The 22,867-nt window shown below is 65.4% G+C and carries 18 protein-coding genes; 6 read left to right on the forward strand and 12 right to left on the reverse strand.

Annotated features, from left to right (window positions below):
- Window positions 1-28 precede the first annotated feature (28 nt).
- The gene (locus OPU69_RS03500) at window positions 29-1,462 is read left to right on the forward strand and encodes an NAD(P)-dependent oxidoreductase (protein WP_498509582.1); all 1,434 of its coding nucleotides are present in this window, start codon (window positions 29-31) and stop codon (window positions 1,460-1,462) included.
- A gap of 66 nt (window positions 1,463-1,528) precedes the next feature.
- Window positions 1,529-6,052, forward strand: a complete 4,524-nt coding sequence (gene gltB / locus OPU69_RS03505; RefSeq protein WP_498509358.1) for a glutamate synthase large subunit — start codon at window positions 1,529-1,531, stop codon at window positions 6,050-6,052.
- Window positions 6,053-6,142: 90 nt separating this feature from the next.
- Here gltB and OPU69_RS03510 read toward each other — a convergent pair whose 3' ends face one another.
- Window positions 6,143-6,682, reverse strand: a complete 540-nt coding sequence (locus tag OPU69_RS03510) for an outer membrane protein (protein WP_157759178.1) — start codon at window positions 6,680-6,682, stop codon at window positions 6,143-6,145.
- Between the two features lie 255 nt (window positions 6,683-6,937).
- On the opposite strand from OPU69_RS03510, the gene OPU69_RS03515 reads away from it, so the two are divergent.
- On the forward strand, window positions 6,938-7,609 hold the full coding sequence (locus OPU69_RS03515; RefSeq protein WP_031317962.1) for a glutathione S-transferase family protein: 672 nt from the start codon (window positions 6,938-6,940) through the stop codon (window positions 7,607-7,609).
- A 224-nt stretch (window positions 7,610-7,833) separates the two neighbouring features.
- Here OPU69_RS03515 and OPU69_RS03520 read toward each other — a convergent pair whose 3' ends face one another.
- Both OPU69_RS03520 and OPU69_RS03525 read right to left on the reverse strand, forming a co-directional pair.
- Window positions 7,834-8,904 (reverse strand): sigma-54 interaction domain-containing protein, encoded by a 1,071-nt coding sequence (locus OPU69_RS03520; RefSeq protein ID WP_060979228.1) that lies wholly within the window; start codon window positions 8,902-8,904, stop codon window positions 7,834-7,836.
- A 163-nt stretch (window positions 8,905-9,067) separates the two neighbouring features.
- Complete coding sequence (locus OPU69_RS03525) at window positions 9,068-9,745, reverse strand: hypothetical protein (RefSeq protein WP_498509359.1); 678 nt, start codon at window positions 9,743-9,745, stop codon at window positions 9,068-9,070.
- Between the two features lie 129 nt (window positions 9,746-9,874).
- Here OPU69_RS03525 and lnt point away from each other — a divergent pair, with 129 nt between their 5' ends.
- Together lnt and metK are read left to right on the forward strand one after the other, a co-directional pair.
- Complete coding sequence (gene lnt, locus OPU69_RS03530; protein ID WP_498509360.1) at window positions 9,875-11,530, forward strand: apolipoprotein N-acyltransferase; 1,656 nt, start codon at window positions 9,875-9,877, stop codon at window positions 11,528-11,530.
- A gap of 72 nt (window positions 11,531-11,602) precedes the next feature.
- Window positions 11,603-12,820, forward strand: coding sequence for a methionine adenosyltransferase (metK, locus tag OPU69_RS03535; RefSeq protein WP_498509361.1), 1,218 nt, complete (start codon window positions 11,603-11,605; stop codon window positions 12,818-12,820).
- Between the two features lie 200 nt (window positions 12,821-13,020).
- Here the strand turns inward: metK and OPU69_RS03540 are convergent, their stop codons facing one another.
- The 6 genes from OPU69_RS03540 to OPU69_RS03565 all read right to left on the reverse strand — a co-directional run bounded on the left by OPU69_RS03540 (window position 13,021) and on the right by OPU69_RS03565 (window position 19,995).
- Window positions 13,021-13,599 (reverse strand): helix-hairpin-helix domain-containing protein, encoded by a 579-nt coding sequence (locus OPU69_RS03540; RefSeq protein ID WP_498509362.1) that lies wholly within the window; start codon window positions 13,597-13,599, stop codon window positions 13,021-13,023.
- 129 nt (window positions 13,600-13,728) lie between these two features.
- Window positions 13,729-14,040, reverse strand: coding sequence for a hypothetical protein (locus tag OPU69_RS03545; RefSeq protein ID WP_498509363.1), 312 nt, complete (start codon window positions 14,038-14,040; stop codon window positions 13,729-13,731).
- Window positions 14,041-14,116: 76 nt separating this feature from the next.
- Entirely contained in the window at window positions 14,117-14,980 is an 864-nt protein-coding gene (gene galU, locus OPU69_RS03550; protein ID WP_498509364.1) for a UTP--glucose-1-phosphate uridylyltransferase GalU, read from the reverse strand.
- Window positions 14,981-15,069: 89 nt separating this feature from the next.
- On the reverse strand, window positions 15,070-15,603 hold the full coding sequence (gene msrA / locus OPU69_RS03555; protein ID WP_498509365.1) for a peptide-methionine (S)-S-oxide reductase MsrA: 534 nt from the start codon (window positions 15,601-15,603) through the stop codon (window positions 15,070-15,072).
- Between the two features lie 158 nt (window positions 15,604-15,761).
- Window positions 15,762-18,842 carry an efflux RND transporter permease subunit gene (locus tag OPU69_RS03560; protein ID WP_498509366.1) on the reverse strand — a complete coding sequence of 1,027 codons (3,081 nt, stop codon included), beginning with the start codon at window positions 18,840-18,842 and terminating at the stop codon, window positions 15,762-15,764.
- A 22-nt stretch (window positions 18,843-18,864) separates the two neighbouring features.
- A complete protein-coding gene (locus OPU69_RS03565) occupies window positions 18,865-19,995 on the reverse strand; it encodes an efflux RND transporter periplasmic adaptor subunit (RefSeq protein ID WP_498509367.1) in 1,131 nt (376 codons plus the stop codon).
- 157 nt (window positions 19,996-20,152) lie between these two features.
- Between OPU69_RS03565 and OPU69_RS03570 the strand changes: the two genes are divergently transcribed.
- The gene (locus OPU69_RS03570; protein ID WP_498509368.1) at window positions 20,153-20,590 is read left to right on the forward strand and encodes a hemerythrin domain-containing protein; all 438 of its coding nucleotides are present in this window, start codon (window positions 20,153-20,155) and stop codon (window positions 20,588-20,590) included.
- Here OPU69_RS03570 and OPU69_RS03575 read toward each other — a convergent pair whose 3' ends face one another.
- From OPU69_RS03575 to OPU69_RS03585, 3 genes are all read right to left on the reverse strand, one after another.
- Window positions 20,591-21,568 (reverse strand): phytoene/squalene synthase family protein, encoded by a 978-nt coding sequence (locus OPU69_RS03575; protein WP_498509369.1) that lies wholly within the window; start codon window positions 21,566-21,568, stop codon window positions 20,591-20,593.
- Window positions 21,569-21,611: 43 nt separating this feature from the next.
- A complete protein-coding gene (locus tag OPU69_RS03580; RefSeq protein WP_066044307.1) occupies window positions 21,612-22,205 on the reverse strand; it encodes an LOG family protein in 594 nt (197 codons plus the stop codon).
- A 110-nt stretch (window positions 22,206-22,315) separates the two neighbouring features.
- Window positions 22,316-22,690 (reverse strand): GFA family protein, encoded by a 375-nt coding sequence (locus OPU69_RS03585; RefSeq protein ID WP_498509370.1) that lies wholly within the window; start codon window positions 22,688-22,690, stop codon window positions 22,316-22,318.
- Window positions 22,691-22,867: the final 177 nt, after the last annotated feature.

Genomic DNA, 22,867 nt, shown 5'->3' on the forward strand with positions numbered 1-22,867 from the left:
AGCGGCGCTCGCGGCGGAAAAGCTCGCGATGCTGCAATTCGTCGATCGCGGTCAGGCCTATCCGCCCAAGCGCAGCGCCGAGGACCGCGCCGACGATTTCGAGGAGATCTCGGACAAGTTCGATGGCAGCGCCGCGCAGGCGCAATCGGCGCGCTGCTCGCAATGCGGCGTGCCCTATTGCTCGACCCATTGCCCGCTGCACAATCACATTCCGGACTGGCTGCGCCTGACCGCCGAAGGGCGGCTGCGCGAAGCCTATGAGATGTCGAACCTCACCTCGACCATGCCCGAAATCTGCGGCCGCATCTGCCCGCAGGATCGTCTGTGCGAAGGCAATTGCGTGATCGAATTTTCCGGCCATGGCGCGGTCACCATCGGCTCGGTGGAAAAGTACATCACCGATACCGCCTGGGAGCAGGGCTGGGTCGAGCCGGTGCTGGTCGGCAAGCCGCGCGGCCAGTCGGTCGGCATCATCGGTGCGGGGCCTGCGGGGCTGACCGCGGCCGAATATCTGCGCATGGGCGGCTATGACGTGCACGTGTACGACCGGCATGACCGCGCGGGCGGGCTGCTGACTTATGGCATCCCCGGCTTCAAGCTGGAAAAGGACGTGGTGATGCGCCGCGTCGCGCGGCTCGAGCAAGCAGGCATCGTCTTCCATTGCGGGTTCGAGGTCGGACGCGATTGCGCCATGGACGATCTGCGGGAGAAGCACGACGCCGTGCTGATCGCCACCGGCGTCTACAAGGCGCGCGACATCAAGGTGCCGGGCATCGGTGCCGATGGCGTCGTACCCGCGCTTGATTATCTCATCGCCTCGAACCGCAAGGGCTTTGGCGATGACGTCCCCGCGTTCGACAGCGGCGCGCTCAATGCTGAAGGCAAGAATGTCGTCGTGATCGGCGGCGGCGATACCGCGATGGATTGCGTGCGCACCGCCGTCCGCCAGGGCGCGGCCTCGGTCAAGTGCCTCTATCGCCGCGACCGGATCAACATGCCCGGATCGCAGCGCGAGGTGCTCAATGCCGAAGAAGAGGGCGTCGAGTTCGTCTGGCTCTCCGGCCCGGTCGCGGTCGAGGGCACGCCGCACGCGACCGCCGTGCGCGCCAGCCGCATGCGCCTCGGCGCGCCCGACGCTTCGGGCCGCAGCGCGCCCGAGCCCGATCCCGACAGCGATTTCTCGGTTCCGGCCGATCTCGTCATCAAGGCCCTGGGCTTCGATCCCGAGGACCTGCCGAGTGCGTTCGGCTGCGACGAGCTCTCGGTCCAGCGCTGGGGCACGCTGCGCGTCGACCACAAGACGATGATGACCAGCCTCGATGGCGTATTTGCCGCAGGCGATATCGTGCGCGGGGCTTCGCTGGTCGTCTGGGCGATCCGCGACGGCCGCGATGTCGCCGAGCACATGCACAAATATCTGAAGGCCAAGGCCCGCGCCGGGGCCGAAAGGGTCGCCGCCTGAGCAAGAATGACGGACCTGGCCGGATGAGCGCGAAGCCCCGGCCGGTCGAGACGAAAGACACGAGACATGACCCACTTCCCCACGCCCGAGCATGAACGCCTTGCCCGCGAAGGCATGTACCGGCCCGATTATGAATCCGATGCCTGCGGCGTCGGACTGGTCGCCGCGACCGACGGCAAGCCCTCGCGCCGCGTCGTCGAGAGCGCGATCGATGCGCTGAAGGCGGTGTGGCATCGCGGCGCGGTCGATGCCGATGGCATGACCGGCGATGGCGCGGGCCTGCATGTCGACCTGCCGGTGCGCTTCTTTGACGATGCGATCGCCGATTCGGGCCACAAGGTGCTGCCCAACAAGCTCGCGGTCGGCATGGTCTTCCTGCCGCGCACCGATCTGCAGGCGCAGGAGACCTGCCGCACGATCGTCGAGAGCGAGATCATCGAGGCGGGCTATACCATCTATGGCTGGCGCCAGGTGCCGGTGAACATCGCGGTGATCGGCGACAAGGCACAGCGCACCCGCCCCGAGATCGAGCAGATCATGATCGCGGGTCCGATGCCCGACGAGCAGAATATCGCCGAGTTCGAAAAGCAGCTCTATCTCGTCCGCCGCCGGATCGAGAACAAGGTCATCGCCGCGCAGATCAGCGATTTCTACATCTGCTCGCTGTCGTGCCGCTCGATCATCTACAAGGGTCTGTTCCTGGCCGAGAGCCTGTCGGTCTTCTATCCCGATCTTGTCGATCCGCGCTTCGAGAGCCGCATCGCGATCTTCCACCAGCGCTATTCGACCAACACCTTCCCGCAATGGTGGCTGGCCCAGCCGTTCCGCTGCCTGGCGCATAATGGCGAGATCAACACCATCCGGGGCAACAAGAACTGGATGAAGAGCCACGAGATCAAGATGGCGTCGCTGGCCTTTGGCGAGAACAGCGAGGACATCAAGCCGGTGATTCCGGCCGGTGCGTCCGATACCGCCGCGCTCGATGCGGTGTTCGAGGCGATCTGCCGCTCGGGCCGCGAGGCGCCGACCGCCAAGATCATGCTGGTGCCCGAAGCGTGGCAGGGCGACCAGGTCCTGCCGCCCGAGCACAAGGCGATGTACGAATATATGGCAAGCGTGATGGAGCCGTGGGACGGCCCGGCGGCGCTGGCGATGACCGATGGCCGCTGGGCGGTGGCGGGTGTCGACCGCAACGCGCTGCGTCCGCTGCGCTACAGCCTCACCAACGACAATCTGCTCGTCATCGGCTCGGAAACCGGCATGGTCGTGCTGCCCGAAAGCACCATCGTCGAGAAGGGCAGGCTGGGGCCGGGCCAGATGATCGCGGTCGACCTGCACGAGGGCCGCTTCTATCACGACCGCGCAATCAAGGACCGGATCGCCGCCGAACAGCCCTATCGCGACCTGGTCAAGGGCTTCCGTTCGATCCATGACCTGCCGCCCGCCGGACCCGACAGCATCGCCGAGATGAACCGTGCCGAACTGACCCGGCGTCAGGTTGCAGCTGGCCTGACGATCGAGGACATGGAGACGATCCTCGCGCCGATGGCCGAGGACGGCAAGGAAGCCATCGGGTCGATGGGCGATGATACCCCGCTCGCGGTGGTCAGCGCCAAGCCGCGCCCGATCGCGCAATTCTTCCGCCAGAATTTCAGCCAGGTAACCAACCCGCCGATCGACTCCTTGCGCGAACGGCATGTGATGAGCCTGAAGACGCGCTTTTCGAACCTGGCCAATATCCTCGAGCAGGACAGCCAGAACGAGCGCGTGCTGGTGCTCGACAGCCCGGTGCTGACCAATAGTGAATGGGGCAGGCTCAAGGCCGATTTCGGGCGGCTGGTGGCGGAAATCGACTGCGTCTTCCCGGCCGAGGGCGGACCCGAACAGCTGCGTGCCGCGATCACCCGCATCCGCAATGAAGCCGAACAGGCGGTGCGCGAAGGCAGCACCGAAATCTTCCTCTCGGACGAAAAGGCCGACGAGGACCATATCGGCGTGCCGATGATCCTCGCGGCGGCCGCCGTGCACACGCATCTCGTGCGCAAGGGCCTGCGCGCCTATGCCTCGATCAACGTGCGCACCGCCGAGTGCCTCGACACGCACCATTTCGCGGTGCTGATCGGCGCGGGCGCGACCACGGTCAACGCCTGGCTCGCCGAACTGTCCATCGCCGACCGCCAGGCACGCGGCCTGTGCGGCGACATTCCGCTCGACAAGTGCATCGCCAATTACCGCAAGGCGATCAACGAGGGGCTGCTCAAGATCATGTCCAAGATGGGCATCGCGGTGATCTCGAGCTATCGCGGCGGATACAATTTCGAGGCGGTGGGGCTGAGCCGCGCGCTGGTCAACGATCTGTTCCCCGGCATGCCGTCGAAGATCTCGGGTGAAGGCTATGCCTCGCTGCACCTGAACGCCAAGCTGCGGCACGATGCGGCCTGGGACAGCAATGTCGCGCGGCTGCCGATCGGCGGCTTCTACAAGCAGCGTGACGGCGGCGAGGCGCATGCCTATTCGGCGGGGCTGATGCACCTGCTCCAGACCGCAGTGGCCAAGGACAGCTATTCGCAATATCTGCAGTTTGCCGCCGGCGTGCGCGAGCTGCCGCCGGTCTATCTGCGCGACCTGATGGAGTTCAACTACGCCGCCAAGCCGGTCCCGCTCGACGAGGTCGAGGCGATCACCGAGATCCGCAAGCGCTTCGTCACGCCGGGCATGTCGCTGGGCGCGCTGTCACCCGAAGCGCACGAGACGCTGGCGATCGCGATGAACCGGATCGGCGCCAAGGCGGTGTCGGGCGAGGGCGGCGAGGCGTCTGAACGCTATTCGCCGCGCGACAATGGCGACAATGCCAATAGCGGCATCAAGCAGGTCGCATCGGGCCGGTTCGGCGTCACCGCCGAATATCTGGGCGCGTGCGAGGAGATCGAGATCAAGGTCGCACAAGGGGCCAAGCCCGGCGAGGGCGGCCAGCTGCCCGGTTTCAAGGTCACCGAATATATCGCCAAGCTCAGGCACTCCACCCCCGGGGTGACGCTGATCAGCCCGCCGCCGCATCACGACATCTATTCGATCGAGGATCTGGCGCAGCTGATCTATGATTTGAAGCAGATCAACCCGCATGCGCGCGTCTGCGTGAAGCTGGTCTCGGCGGCGGGCATCGGCACGATCGCCGCCGGTGTGGCAAAAGCCCATGCCGACGTGATCCTCGTCTCGGGCAATGTCGGCGGCACGGGCGCATCGCCCCAGACCAGCATCAAGTACGCCGGCACGCCTTGGGAAATGGGCCTGTCCGAAGCGAACCAGGTGCTCACCCTCAATGGCCTGCGCCACCGGGTGAAGCTGCGCACCGATGGCGGGCTCAAGACCGGGCGCGACATCGTCATCGCCGCGATCCTGGGCGCGGAGGAATATGGCATCGGCACGCTGTCGCTGGTCGCGATGGGCTGCATCATGGTGCGCCAGTGCCACAGCAACACCTGTCCGGTGGGCGTTTGCGTGCAGGACGAGCGGCTCCGCGCCAAGTTCACCGGCACGCCCGAAAAGGTCATCAACCTGATGACCTTCATCGCCGAGGAAGTGCGCGAGATCCTGGCGCGGCTGGGCTTCCGCAGCCTCGACGAGATCATCGGCCGCACCGACCTGCTGCGTCAGGTCAGCCGCGGGGCCGAGCATCTCGACGATCTCGACCTCAACCCGATCCTCGCCAAGGTCGATGTCGCCGACGAACAGCGCCGGTTCAGCCTCGATACCTGGCGCAACCCGGTGCCTGACAGTCTCGACGCGCTGATCCTCAAGGATGCGCGGCCCGTGTTCGACCGGCGCGAGAAGATGCAGCTGACCTATAATGTCCGCAACACGCACCGTGCGGTCGGCACGCGGCTTTCGGCCGAGATCACGCGCATCTATGGCATGAAGGCGCTGGACGAAGGCCATGTCCGCATCCGGCTGCGCGGCTCTGCGGGTCAGTCGCTGGGCGCGTTCCTGTGCCGGGGCATCACGCTTGAGGTGTTCGGCGATGCCAATGACTATGTCGGCAAGGGTCTTTCGGGCGGCACCATCATCGTGCGCCCGACGGTGAGCTCGCCGCTGGTCAGCCATGCCAACACGATCATCGGCAACACCGTGCTCTATGGCGCGACCGCAGGAAAGCTGTTCGCGGCGGGCCAGGCGGGCGAGCGCTTCGCTGTTCGCAACTCGGGCGCAGAAGTGGTGGTCGAGGGCTGCGGCGCCAATGGCTGCGAATATATGACCGGCGGCACGGCGGTGATCCTGGGCGAGACCGGAAGCAATTTCGGTGCCGGGATGACTGGCGGCATGGCCTTTGTGCTCGACCGGCACGATCGCTTCGAGGCCCAGGCGAACCCCGAATCGATCGTCTGGCAGCGTATCGACAGTGCGTACTGGGAAGATCGTCTCAAGGGGCTGATTGCAGCGCATATCGAGGGCACCGACAGCCAGTGGGCACAGGAGATCCTGCGCAACTGGGACCGCTATCTGCCGCAATTCTGGCAGGTCTGCCCCAAGGAGATGCTGACCCGTCTCGCCCATCCACTGAGCGATGCCGTGGCGATGGAAGCTGCCGAATGACAGGAAGGTCGTAACAAGAAGCCCCGCCCGCCCTGGGGAAAGGGGCGGGCGGGGCCTTGTTGCCGACCGTCAGCGGTCAGGCGATGCCGCTCAGAAGTTGAACGACAGGCCGCCGGCAACGCGGGTGGTGTCGAAGCCCAGCGTATCGACCGTCACGCGCAGCGCGGTGTTGGGGCCGATCTTGTACTGGCCGCCAACGCCGACGAGATAATCGCCATCGGTGTCGTCAAAGCCGGCGGGGACGGGCACGTTCAGCACCTTCGATCCGTCGACATTGACCCACTGATAGCCGCCGCGCGCGAACAGCTGGCCGCGATCGCCAACCTTCACGCCGATCTTGCCGGCGACGCCATATTCGCTGTCGATCGCGTTCGAGCCGAGGTTGTAATTGCCCTCCGCACCCAGGATCAGCGTCGGGCCGACGGGAACGTCGACACCGGCATAGACGCCATAGATCGCGCCGTCATCGGCACCGATCGGGTTGCTGCCAAGGTCATGATAGCCGACCTGGCCGCCGACATAGACTTCCGGCTGGCCGGCATCCTGCGCCATGGCCGGGGCCGACAGCGCAAAGGGAAGCGCGGCTGCGGCCGAAAGCGCTGCGAGCTTGAGGGGGGTCAGTGTTTTCATTTTCTTGTCCTTCATGTGCGCGCCAGGTCCTGCCCGGCGTCGGAGCCGGTCTAGGCCTGCGAACCCGTCCCGAAGCTGAACGAAAGATGCGGCAAATCGACAGATTCCATCCGTTCGTCGAAACAAAATGACTATCCGTTCAGGTTCCCGCTGGGTGAGAGGGGTCGGACGATCGCCCCGTTCTGACCGTAAAATGCGCCTCGCCGCCAAAGCATTATATGGACGCCTTCGCGCCGCTGTTGCATGGAGGATGGAATGTGGCAGCTGTTCCAATTTCCCCTGTGTCCGTTTTCGCGCAAAGTCCGGCTTCTGCTGGGAGAAAAGGGCATAGGTTATGAGCTGGTGCGCGAATCACCCTGGGAACAGCGCGACGAATTTCTCGACATGAACCCGGCCGGGCGCACCCCGGTGATGCGCCATCGCGACCGTGACCAGACGCTGTGCGACAGCTGGGCGATCTGCGAATATTTCGAGGAAACGGTCGAGAAGAACCCGATGATCAACGGATCGGCCGACAACCGCGCCGAGATTCGGCGGCTGGTCGCATGGTTCGACGAGCAGTTCTTCGGCGATGTCGTCGCCCCGCTGATGCACGAACGCATGCGCAAGCGGCTGATCTATCGCCAGCCGCCCGATGGCCGGGTGCTGCGCGAGGCGATGCGGCTGGCGAACACGCATCTCGACTATATCGACTATCTGCTCGACCATCATGCCTGGATCGCAGGCGCGACGATGAGCCTCGCCGATCTTGCCGCTGCGGCGCATATCTCGATCGCCGATTATCTGGGCGGCATCGACTGGCTGGCGCATGCGCAGACCGCAGACTGGTACAGGAAGTTCAAGTCGCGGCCCTCGTTCCGGCCGCTGCTCGCCGAGCGGATGGAAGTGATCAAGCCGCCCTCGCATTACGAGGAAGCCGATTTCTGAGCGGCTTATCCTCCTGCGTTCCCAACTCCGCACGCCTCTCCCTTGATGGGAGAGGCAGCGAGACTTGGTCGCTTGCGGCCTAGTCGCAGTGGTGAGGGTGATGGTCCGGCGGAGCTCTAGCGGCGCGCTGGCAAAATGCCGCGCAATCCGGAGAGAACACCCCCACCCCACCCGCCCCCATCGAGGGGGAGGGCTTTAGCGTTGGGAAGAGGGGAGATGGCGGTTCAAGCGCTCAGCGCGATCTCGCGGCCGATCTGGTAGCGCTTCATCTTCTCGACAAAGGTGGTGCGCTGCAGCTTGACCAGGCGGGCGGCGGCGGAAACGACGCCGCCTGTCGATTCGAGTGCTTCGATCAGCACGCGGCGTTCCTCGTTCTGCAGATATTCGCGCAGGTCGATCGGCTTGGCGAAGCTGGGCGTGGGGGCCGGAATGGTCACGGAGGGCACAGCAGCCATCGGCACGACATTGGCCGGCATCGCCACGCCAATCGGCTGCGACAGTTCGGGGCGCGCCGAGCGGATCGGGCGGAGCAGCATCGCCATCTGGTCGGTGCCGACTTCCATGCCCTGGAAGAACACGGCGGCGCGCTCGACCAGGTTCTTGAGCTCGCGGACATTGCCCGGCCAGTCATGCGCCATCAGGATCGCCATCGCCTCATCGGTGAACACCGGCGGATTGTCGGCGGCAAAGCCGCGCGAGAGAAAATGCTGGACCAGCATCGGAATGTCCTCGATGCGCTCGGCGAGGGCAGGCAGCTCGATCGGCAGGACGTTGAGGCGGTAGAACAAGTCGGCGCGGAACCGGCCTTCGCCGATCGCGCTTTCAAGGCACTGGTGGGTCGCCGCGATCAGGCGGACGTCGACGCGGACATCGTCGTTGCTGCCGATGCGGCGGACCTTCTGGTCTTCCAGCACGCGCAGCAGGCGAACCTGCATGTCGAGCGGCATCTCGCCGATTTCGTCGAGGAACAGCGTGCCGTTATTGGCGGTCTCGAAATGACCCAGGCGGCGGGCGATGGCGCCGGTAAAGCTGCCCTTTTCATGGCCGAACAGTTCGGATTCGATCAGCTCGCGCGGGATCGCGCCGCTATTGACGGCAACGAACGGAGCGGCGGCACGCTGCGATGCACGGTGCAGCGCGTGCGCGACCAGCTCCTTGCCGGTGCCCGACGGGCCGGTGATCAGCACCGAGGCATTGGTCTGGGCGGCAAAACGCACGAGGCCGCGGATCTCGCGGATCGCAACGCTGTTGCCCACGATCAGTTCGGCCATGGCCTGTCCGTCGATCTGTTCCATTTTGCTTGCCCCATATCGTTACCGGCACTGCTTGCCGTGTCTGGTTAACGATTTAGGGGTCAATCGTTAACGATGCGTAAAACCGACAGGTCCGCTGACAGTTTTCGCCATTTTTTTGACAGGCTGTGGATAAGCTGCGTCCCGATATGGGGCGGGTGGCCGGTCAGCGCTTTTCTGCGGGCTTGGCCATGTTGAAGCACACCTCGAAATCGATGTCCGTCAAATCGTCGCTGGGGTCGCGCGCCTTTTCCGTCGCAATCGCGGCCTCGCGCGTTTCGATCAGCTTCGCATCGGCTTCGTTGCCGCTCAGCCCCTCGTCGCGCATTTCGTCGCGGGCGCGCGATTCGAGCACGCTTGCGAGCGTCTTGAGGTCGCGCGCGGTGGTTGAATCGCCCTCGCGGCCCTTCACCTCTTCATACGCCAGCTGCACATAGACCGCGCATTGCAGCATCGATGGCGGCGGGGGCACGGGAACGGCCGCGTCGAGCTTTTCGAGGCACGGGGTCATGATCGCATCGACCACGCCCGCCGGGTCGTTCGATTGCGCCGCATCGCTCTGCAACTTCTGGACAATCTGCGTCAGCGCCGCGCCGATCGCCGCATCGCTCGACGCGGTTTCGGTAACGATTCGCTCGGCGGTGTTAACAAAATAGGTGCGGCCGCGCGTGACCATGGTGGGATAGGCCAATGCGGACGTCACCCCGCGCTCCTGCTCGGACGCGATGATCGCGAAGGCCGCCGCGCAGGTCAGGTCGTCGCGCTGCGTCTGGGTCAGCGCCGGCGGGGCGACCGGTGCAGGTGCGGCTTGCGCGGCGAGCAATATGGCGGCGAGGCTGGTCATGGCGCCAAGCTTATGCGGGGGGCGGTGCGGCCTGTCACCTGATTTTGGTGCAAAATCCCTGCGGTTCGTGACAGGCGCGTTGCAACGCCGATTGTCACGCCGCAACAGGCCGGGCATAGCACCGCACAGATGATCCAGCGCTTTCCCAAATGGCTCGCCCTGCTGGCGGGCGGGCTTTCCGCCACCGGCTTTGCACCGCTGAACCTGTGGCCGGTGACGCTGGCGTGCATGGCGCTGCTGATCCACCTGATTGCCACGGCACCGAGCCGCAAGGCCGCCTTTGCGCGCGGCTGGCTGTTCGGCCTGGGCCAGTTCACCATCGGGCTCAACTGGATCGCGATTGCCTTCACCTATCAGGATGCCATGCCGCACTGGCTCGGCTGGGTCGCGGTGGTTGGCCTCTCCTGTTATCTCGCGCTGTTTCCCGCGCTGGCGACGGTGGTGGTCAGGGCGCTTCCCTACTCCTCCCCCTTGATGGACGAGGCGCGAGACCTGGCGACGCAGGAGCCTGGTCGCAGCGGTGGGGGTGCGCTGGCCCCAAGCGCCGCGCCTGAAGGCACCATCACCCCTCCCCCAGCCCCTCCCCATCAAGGGGAGGGGAGCGCCGCCTTCATCCTTGCCTTCGCCGCGCTCTGGCTCGTCACTGAATGGATGCGCGCCTGGGTGTTTACCGGTTTTGCGTGGAACCCGCTGGGTGTCATCGCGCTCGAATTCGGCTGGGCAGCCCGGCTGGTCGGCACTTATGGCCTGGGCGCGCTGGTGATGTTGGCATCGGGCGCGCTGCTGCTGGCGGTACAGCGGCAATGGAAGTCCGCACTCGGTCTGCTCGCCGGGGTGGCGCTCCTCAGCCTGGGCGGATGGGCGCTTGCGCCATCATCCGCCGGGTTCACGCGCACGCCGATCACCGTGGTGCAGCCGAACAACGACCAGTCGGACAAATATGATCCGGTCATGGCGCAGCGCAATTTCGCCCGGCTGGTCGATCAGACCGTCAATCGCAAGGCGCCGCCGGGGCGCATCGTGTTCTGGCCCGAGGCTGCGACCGAGGATTTCGTCGAGGATGGCTATCCGCGCCGCTATTATTATCCCGAGACCCCGGCGGGCATCCGCGCGCGTCTGACACGTCCCGTCAACGATGGCGATCTGCTGGTTACCGGCGGGGTGAAGCTCGATTTCGACCGCAACGGGCGCGCCATTGCGGCGGCGAACAGCGTGTTCGTCTTTTCCAGCGAGGCCGAGATTCTGGGCAGTTACGACAAGAGCCATCTCGTCCCCGGCGGCGAGTATCTGCCCTATGAGGAGATTTTGGGTCGGATCGGGCTGTCGCGGCTGGTGCCCGGGACGCTCGGCTTCACTCCCGGGCCGGGGGCGCAGACGCTCGATCTCGGCCGGTTTGGCCGGATGGGGCTGCAGATCTGCTACGAGATCGTGTTTTCGGGCGAGGTCGCCGATCGGAACAATCGCCCCGACTTTATCTTCAACCCCAGCAACGATGCCTGGTTCGGCCCCTGGGGCCCGCCCCAGCATCTGGCCCAGGCGCGGCTGCGCGCGCTGGAAGAAGGGCTGCCGGTGATCCGCTCCACCCCTACCGGCATCTCGGCGGTGGTCGATGCCGATGGGCGGTTGCTCGATTCGATTGCGCACCACAAGGCGGGGCATATCGACGCCGTGTTGCCGAAGCCGCATGCCGCCACACCTTTTGCGCTGGGGGGCAACCTGCTGCCACTGGCATTGGCCGGGCTGCTGCTGCTGTTCGCGGTTGCGCTGCGTGCATTCCGCCGTTAAGGGCCGTGATATAAGGAAATCTTTATATGTGCCCTCCGGGTAGCTCGGCGGGCCTCAGCAAGAAGGCGATCCATGCGCAAGAGCTTCCTCTTTACCTCCGAATCGGTCAGCGAAGGCCATCCCGACAAGGTCGCGGACCAGATTTCCGATTCGATCGTCGACCTGTTCCTCTCCAAGGACCCTTATGCGCGCGTCGCCTGCGAAACGCTGACCACCACCCAGCGCGTCGTGCTCGCCGGTGAAATCCGCTGCAAGGGCGTCTACGAAAATGGTGAATGGGCCCCCGGCGCGCTCGAGGAAATCGAGAAGACCGTCCGTGCGACCGTCAAGCGCATCGGCTACGAGCAGGACGGCTTCCACTGGGAAACCTTCAGCTTCGAAAACCATCTGCACGGCCAGTCGGCGGAAATCGCGCAGGGCGTCGATGCCAAGGACAACAAGGACGAAGGCGCGGGCGACCAGGGCATCATGTTCGGCTATGCCTCGGACGAGACCGAAGACCTGATGCCCGCGACGCTCGACTATTCGCACAAGATCCTCGAGCGCATGGCGGCGGACCGGCACAACAAGGTCGTCGATTTCCTCGAGCCCGATGCCAAGAGCCAGGTGACGCTCGCCTATGAAGACGAAAAGCCGGTGCGCGCCACCGCGCTGGTCGTCTCGACCCAGCACGCCCCCGACTATTACTGGCATGAAGGCCAGGGCGATGCGGACAAGTATCAGAAGCTGTACGACTATGTCGTCGGCGTGATGCACGACGTCCTGCCTGAGGGCTTCATCACCGACGAGACCAAGATCTACGTGAACCCCACCGGCCGCTTCGAGATCGGCGGTCCCGATGGCGATGCGGGCGTGACCGGCCGCAAGATCATCGTCGACACCTATGGCGGCGCGAGCCCCCATGGTGGCGGCGCGTTCTCGGGCAAGGACCCGACCAAGGTCGACCGCTCGGCGGCCTATATCAGCCGCTACATGGCGAAGAACATCGTTGCTGCCGGCCTGGCGCGTCGCTGCACCATCCAGCTGTCCTATGCCATCGGCATTGCCGAGCCGCTGTCGCTCTATGTCGACACGCATGGCACCGGAACGGTGGCCGACGACAAGATCGAGGCGCTGCTGCCGCAGCTCGTCCGCCTGACGCCGCGCGGCATCCGCGAGCATCTGGGCCTCAACAAGCCGATCTACCAGAAGTCGGCGGCTTATGGTCATTTCGGTCGCAAGCCCGAAGGCGATTTCTTCCCCTGGGAAAAGACCGACCTGGCCGACAAGCTCAAGGCTGCGCTGGCCTGATCTAAGCGGGTCGCTGAAACACGAAAGGCCGGGTCATCATCGCGATGACCCGGCCTTTTCTTGTTGGGATTACGGAGTGGCTGAGAAGCCGTCTGTATTTCCGTCATCCTGAACTCGTTTCAGGATCCATCGTGTCCCTCAAGCCGAAGCGCCAAGAGGAGAAATGGACCCTGAAACAAGTTCAGGGTGACGGATGAGCTTCAAAGCTTCCCGAACTTCGCCTCGAACCCGGCAATGTCGCCGCGCGCCAGGAAGCCGGCCTGCTCGATCCAGCCGTCGCGCTCGATCCGGCCCTTGAAGGTGCCGAGATAGGGATCGATCTCGGCGACATCGGCACTGGTCCAGGCGGCAATCTGGTCGTAGCGGGCGACGCCCAACTCACCGAGCAGCGTGTTCAGCTTGGGGCCGATGCCCTTGATCTTGCGCAGGTCGTCGGGCTCGCCGACGGCGGCGGCAATGCGCGGCTTTCCGCTGGCCTGGGCTTCTTGCGCCTGGGCAGCAATCTGGGCATCGACATCGGCGGTGGAGAGCGCCGCGACGGTCGGATCGGGCGCGCCGCCGATGGTCGGGATGATCGCAGGCGGGGCTTCGACGGCGGCGTGACCGTGATGGTGGCCATGATCGTCGTGCCCATGCGCGCCATGACCATGATCGTCATGGCCATGCCCGGCGTCGTGATGGCCTGCGCCGCCGCTGCTGCGCCCGACCAGGGCCCAGATGAGGATCATCACCGCGATCACCAGCGCGGCGATCAGGAAAAAGAGCTGCTGTCCATCCATGGAATATCGAGGCCTTTCGTCAACGAGGGGCCCGGCATGCGATACGGCCCGCCCTGTTCTGGCCCTTAACCGCAGGATCGATTCGTGACCAGTCCCGCGATGATGCGCAGGGGACGATGGTTCTCGGGGCTACATCACCCGGTCGCGTTCCTCGTCGATCTGCTCCTGGATGTCGCGCGCCAGTTCGCAGGCCTCGTCATCGCCATCGTCGCATTTGCGCAGGGCCTTGTCGCGCTGGCGCTGCAGCTTGCCCAGCCGCTCCTCGGCCTTCCGCATGGCGCGGCCGCGATTCTCGTCGGCTTCGGACTGGCTGGTGGTGGCCAGATCGACGCCCTTGGAGACGATCTTGACCGGCGCGGTAACGACGGTGCCAACTGCACTCGCAATGCAGCCGGTCAGCACCAGCGGGGCAATCAGGGCAAGCCCCAGCGAAATCTTCATATGTGCGACCCTCCAGCGCGCCTGAGCCCATGCGCGCTGGATATTGCTATAGCCCGGCTGAGCCGATCCTGAACCGCTATTTCAGCAGATCCACCGCAAAGGCGCGGATTTCGTCGGCCATATCCTCGCGCTCCAGCGCAATCGCCAGGTTCGCCTGGACATAACCGGCCTTCGAGCCGCAGTCGTAACGCTTGCCGGCAAAGGTGACGGCGTGGAACGGCTGGCTGCCGATCATCCGCGCCATCGCGTCGGTGAGCTGGATCTCGTTGCCCGCACCCTTTTCTTGGCTCTCCAGCGTGCGCATCACTTCGGGTTGCAGGATATAGCGGCCCGAGATGATCAGGTTCGACGGCGCGTCCGCTACCCTGGGCTTTTCGACCAGGCCGAGCACCTCGGTGACATCGCCCTCGCTCTTGCCCGGCGCGATCACGCCATAGCTCGACACCGCCTCGCGCGGAACCTCGAGCACGCTGATCAGATTGCCGCCCAGCCGGTTATAGGCCTCGACCATCTGCTTCATGCAGCCCGGCGATCCGACCATGAATTCGTCGGGCAGGAAGATCGCGAACGGTTCGTCGCCGACGATATCGCGCGCGCACCAGATCGCATGGCCCAGGCCCAGCGGTTCCTGCTGGCGCACATAGGCGCAATTGCCGGGGCCGAGCCTGGTGGGCTCGAGCACCGCGAGCGACTTGCCGCGCTCGCTCATCGTCTTTTCCAGCTCGAACGCGATATCGAAATGGTCCTCGATCGCGCTCTTCCCGCGGCCGGTGACGAAGATCATCTGCTCGATCCCGGCCTCGCGCGCCTCGTCCACCGCATATTGGATCAGCGGCCGGTCGACGATCGGCAGCATCTCCTTGGGGATGGCCTTGGTCGCGGGAAGAAAGCGGGTGCCGAGACCGGCAACCGGAAACACAGCTTTGCGGATGGGCTTCACGTTATGTCCTCTTTATCGGCCCCGACAGCCGAGGCGAGACCTTGCAGCGTGCCGCCCGGCTGTCAAGCCGCGACCCGGTCACGCCGGGCTCAGGCCTTGACCCGCGCGGCAAAGCTCTTGCGCAGTTTCTGCAGCTTGGGCGGGATGACCGCCAGGCAATAGGGATTGCGCTGGCCTTCGCCCTGCCAATATTCCTGGTGATAGTCCTCGGCCGGGTACCAGGTCGTAGGTTCCTCGATCGTGGTGACGATGGTCGACGGCCAGTTCGCCTGGTTGCGGCTCATCGCGGCCTCGGCCTCGACCTGCTGCACCGCATCGAGCGGAAAGATGGCCGAACGATACTGGGTGCCGACATCATTGCCCTGGCGGTTGAGCTGCGTGGGATCGTGCGTCGCGAAGAAGATGTCGAGCAGGTCCGCATAGCTCAGCTGCTCGTCGTCGAAGGTCACGCGGATCGCTTCGGCATGGCCGGTATTGCCCGAACATACCTGCTTGTAGGTCGGGTTCTCGGTGGTGCCGCCGATATAGCCGCTCTCGACCTTGCTCACGCCGATCACGTCGTTGAACACGGCCTCGGTGCACCAGAAACATCCTCCGGCGATGATGGCGGTTTGTTCGGTCATGCTATTGTCCTTTTCAGTTTGTACCCACACCGCTCAGCCTGAGCCCGTCGAAGGCCGCGCACCCATGCTGGCCAGATAGCGGGGCCTTCGACAAGCTCAGGCTGAGCGGGCCTTGGTTGATTACAGACATAGAACGAGACAACCTCAAAACAACCACCTCAACCCTCGGCCGGCAGCACCGGCGGTGCCTTGGCATCGCTGTCCTTTTCTCCGCCGCGCGCGATCAGCAGATACATGACCGGGGTGACGATGCGCGAGAGCAGGGTGGAAGAAATCAGCCCGCCGATGATGACGCTGGCAAGCGGCGCGTAGAGCGATCCGCCGAACAGCGCGAGCGGCAGCAGGCCCCCGATGGCGGTGACCGAGGTCAGCAGCACCGGCAGGAAGCGCACCTCGCCCGCGCGTTCGATCGCGGCGCGCAATTCCATGCCTTCGCGGCGCAGCTGGGTGGTGAAATCGACCAGCAGGATCGAGTTCTTGATCTCTATACCAATCAGCGCGACGAAGCCGATGATCGCCATGTAGCTGAGCGACGATCCGGTCACGAACAGCGCGACAAAGCCGCCGAAGGTGCCGAGCGGGATCACGCCTGCCACCACGATCGTCTCGCGGAAGCGGCCGAATTCCGCCACCAGCACCGCGAAGATGCCGAACAGGGCGATCAGGATGATCGGCCCCAAGCCACCGAACACGGTGGCGATCGCTTCGGCCTCGCCGCCGGCAGAGACGCGATAGCCCGGCGGCAGTTTCAGCTTGCCCACCTCGTCCATCGCCTGCTGGCTGATCCGTGCGGGCAGCGCGCCGGGCTGCGCATTGGCGGTGACGGTGACCGATCGTTCGAGCTGGAAGCGCTGGATCTGCGGCGGCACGCTTTCGAGCCGCGGCGTGCTGATCTGCGAGAGCGGAATGGCCTCGCCGGTGCGGCTGGCGACATAGACCTTGTCGAGCGCCGAGATCGGCTGGGTCTCGCCGAGCGGCAGGCGCACGGTGACGCGGTAGCTGTCGCCTTCGGGATCGCGGAACGTGCCCGCATTCTCGCCCGACAGCGCCAGGCGGATCGCGCGGCGCGGTTCGCCCGGCGCGATGTTGAGCAGCGCCGCCTTGGCATCGTCGATGCCGATATCCAGGTCGATGCCGTCGGTCGCGACCGGGTTGATCACGTCGCGCGCGCCAGGCGTCGAGCGCAGAATCTTCTCCACCTTTGCAGCAATGTCACGCAGCGTGTCGAGATTCTCGCCGGTGATGCGCAGCGCCACCGGCGAGGCGATCGGCGCGCCGTTCTGGAACAGTTCGACATTGAAGCGCGCGCCGGGAATCTGCTCGAGCCGCTCGCGGATGCGCGCGATCATTTGCGGACTGCGATCGGGATGCCAGGCATCCATGACCGCGAACACCTCGCCGAAATTGGGCCGCTGGTCGAGCGCGAAGACATTGTAGAAGACCTGCGGGTTCGAGCTGCCGGTATTGGCCGCGCGCACCTTGATATCGGGCTCCTTCGCCAGCACCCCCTCGACCTTGCGCACCAGCGCATCGGTGGTGGCGACGCTGCTGCCCTGTTCGGCATCGATGGTGACGCGGAAATAGCTGGTATCGGCATAGGGGAACAGGCTGAAGCCCAGCACCGGGATCAGCGCGAAGGCCGATAGGGTGAGCGCCATCGACGCCCAGAAGGTCTGTTTCGGCTTGTCGAGCGCGCTGTGCAGGATCGGGCGATAGAGCCGCTCGATCTGGTGCGTCAGCCATTTGAGGATCGCATTGCCCTCCGGGTCCTCGTCGCGCGAGAGGATGCGGCTTGCGAGGAACGGGATGATCGTCAGCGAGATCACCAGCGAGGCGAACACGGTGAAGATGATCGTGTAAATGAACGACTGGGTGAACTTGCCAGCGCCCTCGGGCAGGAAGAGCAGCGGGGTGAAGGCGAAGATCAGCACGCCGGTCGAGCCGAGCACCGCAGGCGTAATCTCGCGTGTGGCGTCGATCGCGGCGATCGAGCGGCGCTTGCCCATGCGCAGATGCCGCGCGATATTCTCGGTCACCACGATCGAATCGTCGACCAGCAGGCCCAGCGCCACGATGAAGCCCGCGACCGCCAGCTGGCTCAGGTTGAAGCCCATCACGCTGATCGCGAGCAGGCCCGAGGCGAGCGACAGCGGGATCGAGATCATCACGATCACCGAGGCGCGCCAGCCCAGCGGCAGCAGCGTGATGATGACTAGGCCGAGCGCGATCGAGAAGTCGCGGGTCAGTTCGCTCAACCGATGCTCGATATCGCGGCTCTGGTCGAAAATCTGCTCGAGCCGGATATCAGGCGGAAAATTGGCCTGTTGCCGCTTGAGCTCCTCTTCGAGCGACGCTTTGAGCCGGATGACGTCGAACCCGTCCTTCTGCAGGATCGACAGGAAGATCGCGCGCTCGCCGTTGAAGCGGGTGATATAGAGCTGCTCGGCATTGCCCCAGCGGACATCGGCGACGTCCTTCACGCGCATCAGCGTGCCGTTGCCTGCGCGGATTGGCAGGTTGGCGATCGTATCGAGATCGCGATAGGCGCCGCCCGCCTCGACATTGAAGCGCCGCCCTGCGCTGTCCACCGCGCCGGGCGGAAGCTCCGCGCCGCCGCGGCGCAGCGCATCGGCGATCGCGGATGGGGCGAGGCCCAGCTCGGCAAGGCGGCGACTGTCGATCGCCACCTGGACCTCGGGCTGCGGAAGTCCGTCGATCACCGTGTTGCGCACGCCGGGATAGCGCACGAAGGTATCGCGAATGTCCTCGGAATATTTCTGCATCCGCCGCCAGCTCGCGGTCTTGCTGACCATCGCGAGCTGCAGCACCGCCGCCTCGGTGGTGCGTGCCTTGCGATAGCGCAGCTCGGTAATGCCTTCGGGCAGCTGGCTGCGGATCGCGCTCACCTCGCGCACGACATCGTTGAAATACTGGTCGGGGTCGCCATCCCAGTCGAACTCGGCGGTGACGGTGACGAAGCCGTCGGTGATCCCCGCGCGGATCTCGTCGATATCGTCGATGCCGCGCAGCACCTCCTCGACCGGCTTGGCGATGGTCTGCTCGATGTCCGCCGCGTCGGCTCCGGGCAGTGCGATGATGACGGTGACCACGGGGATCGGGAAATGCGGATCGACCGAGCGCGGGATCGTCAGCAGCGAGGTGAGTCCCAAGGCTGCGAGCAGCAGGAACGCCACCAGGCTGAGTTGCCAGCGGGCGATGGTGAAGGCGGCAAGGTTCATTGCGGGGCGCGCCGGGTCGGCGTCATCGCGCCGCGGCGGCGGCAGGGGCCGCAGCGGCGGTGGTGCGGCTCGGCTGGCGGCTGGCAAGCGGCTTCACCTTCGCGCCATCGGTCAGCAGCACCAAGCCCGAGGTCACGATGCGGTCGCCGGGCCTGAGGCCGCCGGTGACGATCAACTCCTTGTCGTCGATGCGGCCGATCTGCACCGCGCGGGCACGCACCCGGCTGGTTTTCGGGTCGAGCAGATAGACAAAGCCCTCGTCCGCCCGGACGTTGAATACGGCGCTCGCGGGAACCGCGAGGCCTGACGCATCGGGCGCGGCGGCGACGCGGAACTCCGCCGTGCCGATCTGCCCCGATCGCAGGGCGGGGTTGGCGGGCAGCGCGACCGTCACCTCGAACGCGCCCGAACTGGGGTTGGCGCGCGCGTCGATCTCGCTGATGACGCCCTCGATCTCGCCGCCAGGCACCGCCGACAGTCGCACCAGGACCGGCATGCCGGGGGAAAGGCGCGCGATATCGCTGTCGATCATCGGCGCGCGCAGCACCATGCCGCCGCTGGTCTCGCCCAGCACCACGATCTGCGTGCCGGCTGCCACCACCTGTCCCGGCTCTGCGCTTCGCGCGAGGATGATGCCGCCCGAAGGTGCAAGAATGCGCGAGGTGCCGCTGGCAAAGCCTGCGGTGCTGACCTGGGCGGTCGCGGCGCGCGCGGTCGCCTCGGCGCGTTCGAGCTGCGCGCGTGTCACCCAGCCCTTTTCGAACAGCTGTTGGAACCGGCCCAGTTCGGCCTGCGCGCGCTGCTGCTCGGCCCTGGCGCTTTCCAGATTGGCGCCGACCTGGGTCGCATCGAGCGCCGCGATCAGCGCACCGGGCATCACCCGGTCGCCCTCCTCGAAACGGATGCTGGCGATCTTGCCTGCGGTCGTGAAGCCCAGCGGCGTCTCGTAGCGATAGCGAACGGTGCCCGCTGCGGTGATCAGCGCGGAGGTGCTGGCGGGCTGCACTTGCGCAATGGTCACGGGATAGACCTTGTCCGCCGCGACGGGCGCGGGTTCGTCCTTGCCGCCCGAACAGGCGGACAGCGCCAGCGAAGCGCCGACGATCAGCGACAGGGTGAGGGGGCCGTAAGGGCGCGCGGTGACGAAACGCATATTGGGTTTCTATCTGCAACCAGTTTTGCTGGCAAGCGCAGAACTGAAATCGATAGCATTTATCGCGGTGCCATCGGCATTAGCCGCGCCTTAACCAAACTGGTTTAGCCCCGATCATTGCTCCGATGGCTCATCGGTGCGGGGAGGACGCACGGTCATGAACTGGCGCATCGGACAATTGCAGTCGCAGCATGAAGCCAGTCTTGCCATCGTGCAGGACATCCAGGCGCGCTCGCTCCAGATCTGGGACCGGCCTGCAGCGGTCGAGATCACGCTGATGCTCGCGCGACTGACCGGCATATTGCGCATCCATCTCGCGCTCGAGGACGAGATCCTCTACCCCGCGCTGCGCAATGCCAGCGATCCCGCCGTGGCGCGCACGGCCGAACGCTACTGGCAGGAAATGGGCGGCCTTGCCGATGCCTTTCTCGATTTTGTCGACCGCTGGAAGCGCGCCGATGCGCTGCTTGCCGATGCCGATGGCTTTCGCGCCGAATCCGCCAGGGTGTTCGCGGCGCTGGCCGACCGGATCGAGCGCGAGCATGAGGAAATCTATCCGATGGCCGAACGGCTGCGCGCCGCAAAGGCGGCGTGATCAAGCCGCTGGGTTGCGCGGACGCGTCCACAAGCCTTCGCGGCTGACCGGCACCGGGGTTCGCATCGCCTGAGCCAGGCTGCGCGCGACCCATCCGATCTTCTGCCCGCGCGTGGTGATGACCCGGTGGTCCCAGGCCTGCGCACCGCGGCGGCGCACCTCGCGCGCGATATCGCCATAAATGCCCGCCGCCGCCAGCACCGCCCAGCGCGCGCGGAATGGCAGCCGCGCCGCACCGACCCGCGCGGATGCCTCGTGCGCTTCGGACCGATCGGCCAGCCGCTTCGCCAGCGGCACCAGTTGCGGGCGCAGCCAGGGTTTCATGTGCTGGCCGGGCGGGATGTCCATCTCGGCCAGCCATTCGACCGGAAGATAGCAGCGCCCCACCGAATCGTCCTCGGACAGGTCGCGCGCGATATTGGCGAGCTGGAAGGCAAGGCCGAGATCGCAGGCGCGGTCGAGCGTTTCCTCGTCACCCGGGTCGACACCCATCACGATCGCCATCAGCAGCCCCACGGCGCCTGCGACATGATAGCAATATTGATAGAGGTCGTGCTCGCTGCGCGGACGCCAGTCATCCGCGTCGAGCGCGAAACCCTCGATCACGTCGAAGATGATCGCGCGGGGCAGGCGGCATTCGCTGGCGACCAGCGCCAGCGCGGCAAAGGCGGGATCGTCGGTCGGCGCGCCGGCGAGCGCCGCATCGGTCTGTTCGCGGATATAGGCGACGCGCTCTTGCGCATCGGCGACCGCGCTCATGCCATGGCCCATGTCCTGCCCGTCGGCGAGGTCATCGCACTTGCGGCACCAGGCATAGAGCAGCCAGGCGCGCTCGCGGGTGACAGGGTCGAACAGCTTCGAGGCGAGCGCGAAGGATTTGGACCCGCGCGCGATCGAATCGCGCGCATGGGCAACCAGGGCAGCGCGATCAAAGCCCCTCCCCTTCAGGGGAGGGGTTGGGGTGGGGGAAAAGGTCACAGCCCCACCCCCGACCCCTCCCCTGAAGGGGAGGGGAGATTCATTACAGATCATCCGTCGTCATCGAGAAGATCGACTGGTGCGGCTCGTATGCCGCCATCTTGGCGAGCAGACCGTCGAGCGTGTCGTCGACGATCAGGATGTTCGCGTGCTGCGGGCGGATGAAACCGACCTCGATCATGTGGCGGTTGAAGGCGATGAGCTGGTCGTAAAAGCCGTTCACGTTGAGCAGCCCGACCGGCTTGTCATGATAGCCGAGCTGCGACCAGCTGATCGCCTCCCACAGCTCGTCCATGGTGCCGACGCCGCCGGGCAGTACGATGAAGCCATCGGACAGATCGGTGAACGCCTGCTTGCGCGCGTGCATGCCGGGAACGACATGAAGCTCGGTGCAGCCCTGATGCGCGACTTCGGGCCGGACCAGCGCCTCGGGGATGATTCCGATCACCTCGCCGCCCAGCTCAAGCGCCGCGTCGGCGGTCGCGCCCATCAGCCCCAGCCGTCCGCCGCCATAGACCACGCCGATCCCCCGATTGGCGAGTGTCGCACCGACCATGCGCGCGGTTTCGATATAAACGGGGTCGGCAGGGGTGGCAGAGCCGCAATAGACGGCCAGGCGCTTGAAAGGGGCGGTCATGGTGATTCCTGATTAGGGTGTCCGGCGGTCCATCGCCGGAAATGCGGGGCGGGGCAACCCTCGCTGACACTAAATCCTCTCCGAGCAAGCTGGGGGAGGATTGGTTGCGCTCATTCCTGCGGCAGGCCGTCGGCGATATCGTAATAGTCGCCCTTGTGCGCGGTGAAGATATGCACGTGCAGATGCGTGTCGGTGGGCGCATCGAACGCGCCCATCGCCACCGCCATCGAATCGCGATGCGGCGGGTCCCAGAACAGGAAGCTGCCGCAGGTACCGCAAAAGCCGCGCCGCACCTTGGGGCTCGACTGGTACCAGCGGACATGCTCCTCGCCGGTGATGGCAAGGTCGCTGCGCCGGACGTCGGTCGAGGCCCAGTAATGGCCCGACTGCTTGCGGCACTGGCCGCAATGGCACGCATCGGGGCCCTTGAGCGGTGCCGAGACGGTGAAAGCGATCGCACCGCACAGGCATGATCCGGTGTGCATGAAAGGGCTCCGTATCTGCACGCAGGCGCACCCAGTCCCGCTCAGCCTGAGCTTGTCGAAGGCCTCGTGATGTCGGTTGCCGGATATAGCCTGTCAGCCTCGTTAAAGGCAAAAGCAAATGCTGCCGCAGGGCGCGGGGCCTTCGACAGGCTCAGGCTGAGCGGACGTGGTTAGCGA

Source organism: Blastomonas sp. 34TW (assembly GCF_059803595.1).

Coding starts and splice junctions, on each gene's coding strand:
- OPU69_RS03570 (WP_498509368.1), top strand. CDS start 20,153: ATGAACTGGCGCATCGGACAATTGCAGTCGCAGCATGAAGCCAGTCTT.
- OPU69_RS03515 (WP_031317962.1), top strand. CDS start 6,938: ATGTGGCAGCTGTTCCAATTTCCCCTGTGTCCGTTTTCGCGCAAAGTC.
- OPU69_RS03580 (WP_066044307.1), bottom strand. CDS start 22,205: ATGACCGCCCCTTTCAAGCGCCTGGCCGTCTATTGCGGCTCTGCCACC.
- metK (WP_498509361.1), top strand. CDS start 11,603: ATGCGCAAGAGCTTCCTCTTTACCTCCGAATCGGTCAGCGAAGGCCAT.
- OPU69_RS03565 (WP_498509367.1), bottom strand. CDS start 19,995: ATGCGTTTCGTCACCGCGCGCCCTTACGGCCCCCTCACCCTGTCGCTG.
- OPU69_RS03585 (WP_498509370.1), bottom strand. CDS start 22,690: ATGCACACCGGATCATGCCTGTGCGGTGCGATCGCTTTCACCGTCTCG.
- OPU69_RS03540 (WP_498509362.1), bottom strand. CDS start 13,599: ATGGATGGACAGCAGCTCTTTTTCCTGATCGCCGCGCTGGTGATCGCG.
- OPU69_RS03520 (WP_060979228.1), bottom strand. CDS start 8,904: ATGGAACAGATCGACGGACAGGCCATGGCCGAACTGATCGTGGGCAAC.
- lnt (WP_498509360.1), top strand. CDS start 9,875: ATGATCCAGCGCTTTCCCAAATGGCTCGCCCTGCTGGCGGGCGGGCTT.
- msrA (WP_498509365.1), bottom strand. CDS start 15,603: ATGACCGAACAAACCGCCATCATCGCCGGAGGATGTTTCTGGTGCACC.
- OPU69_RS03510 (WP_157759178.1), bottom strand. CDS start 6,682: ATGAAAACACTGACCCCCCTCAAGCTCGCAGCGCTTTCGGCCGCAGCC.
- OPU69_RS03525 (WP_498509359.1), bottom strand. CDS start 9,745: ATGACCAGCCTCGCCGCCATATTGCTCGCCGCGCAAGCCGCACCTGCA.
- OPU69_RS03500 (WP_498509582.1), top strand. CDS start 29: ATGCTGCAATTCGTCGATCGCGGTCAGGCCTATCCGCCCAAGCGCAGC.
- OPU69_RS03545 (WP_498509363.1), bottom strand. CDS start 14,040: ATGAAGATTTCGCTGGGGCTTGCCCTGATTGCCCCGCTGGTGCTGACC.
- OPU69_RS03560 (WP_498509366.1), bottom strand. CDS start 18,842: ATGAACCTTGCCGCCTTCACCATCGCCCGCTGGCAACTCAGCCTGGTG.
- gltB (WP_498509358.1), top strand. CDS start 1,529: ATGACCCACTTCCCCACGCCCGAGCATGAACGCCTTGCCCGCGAAGGC.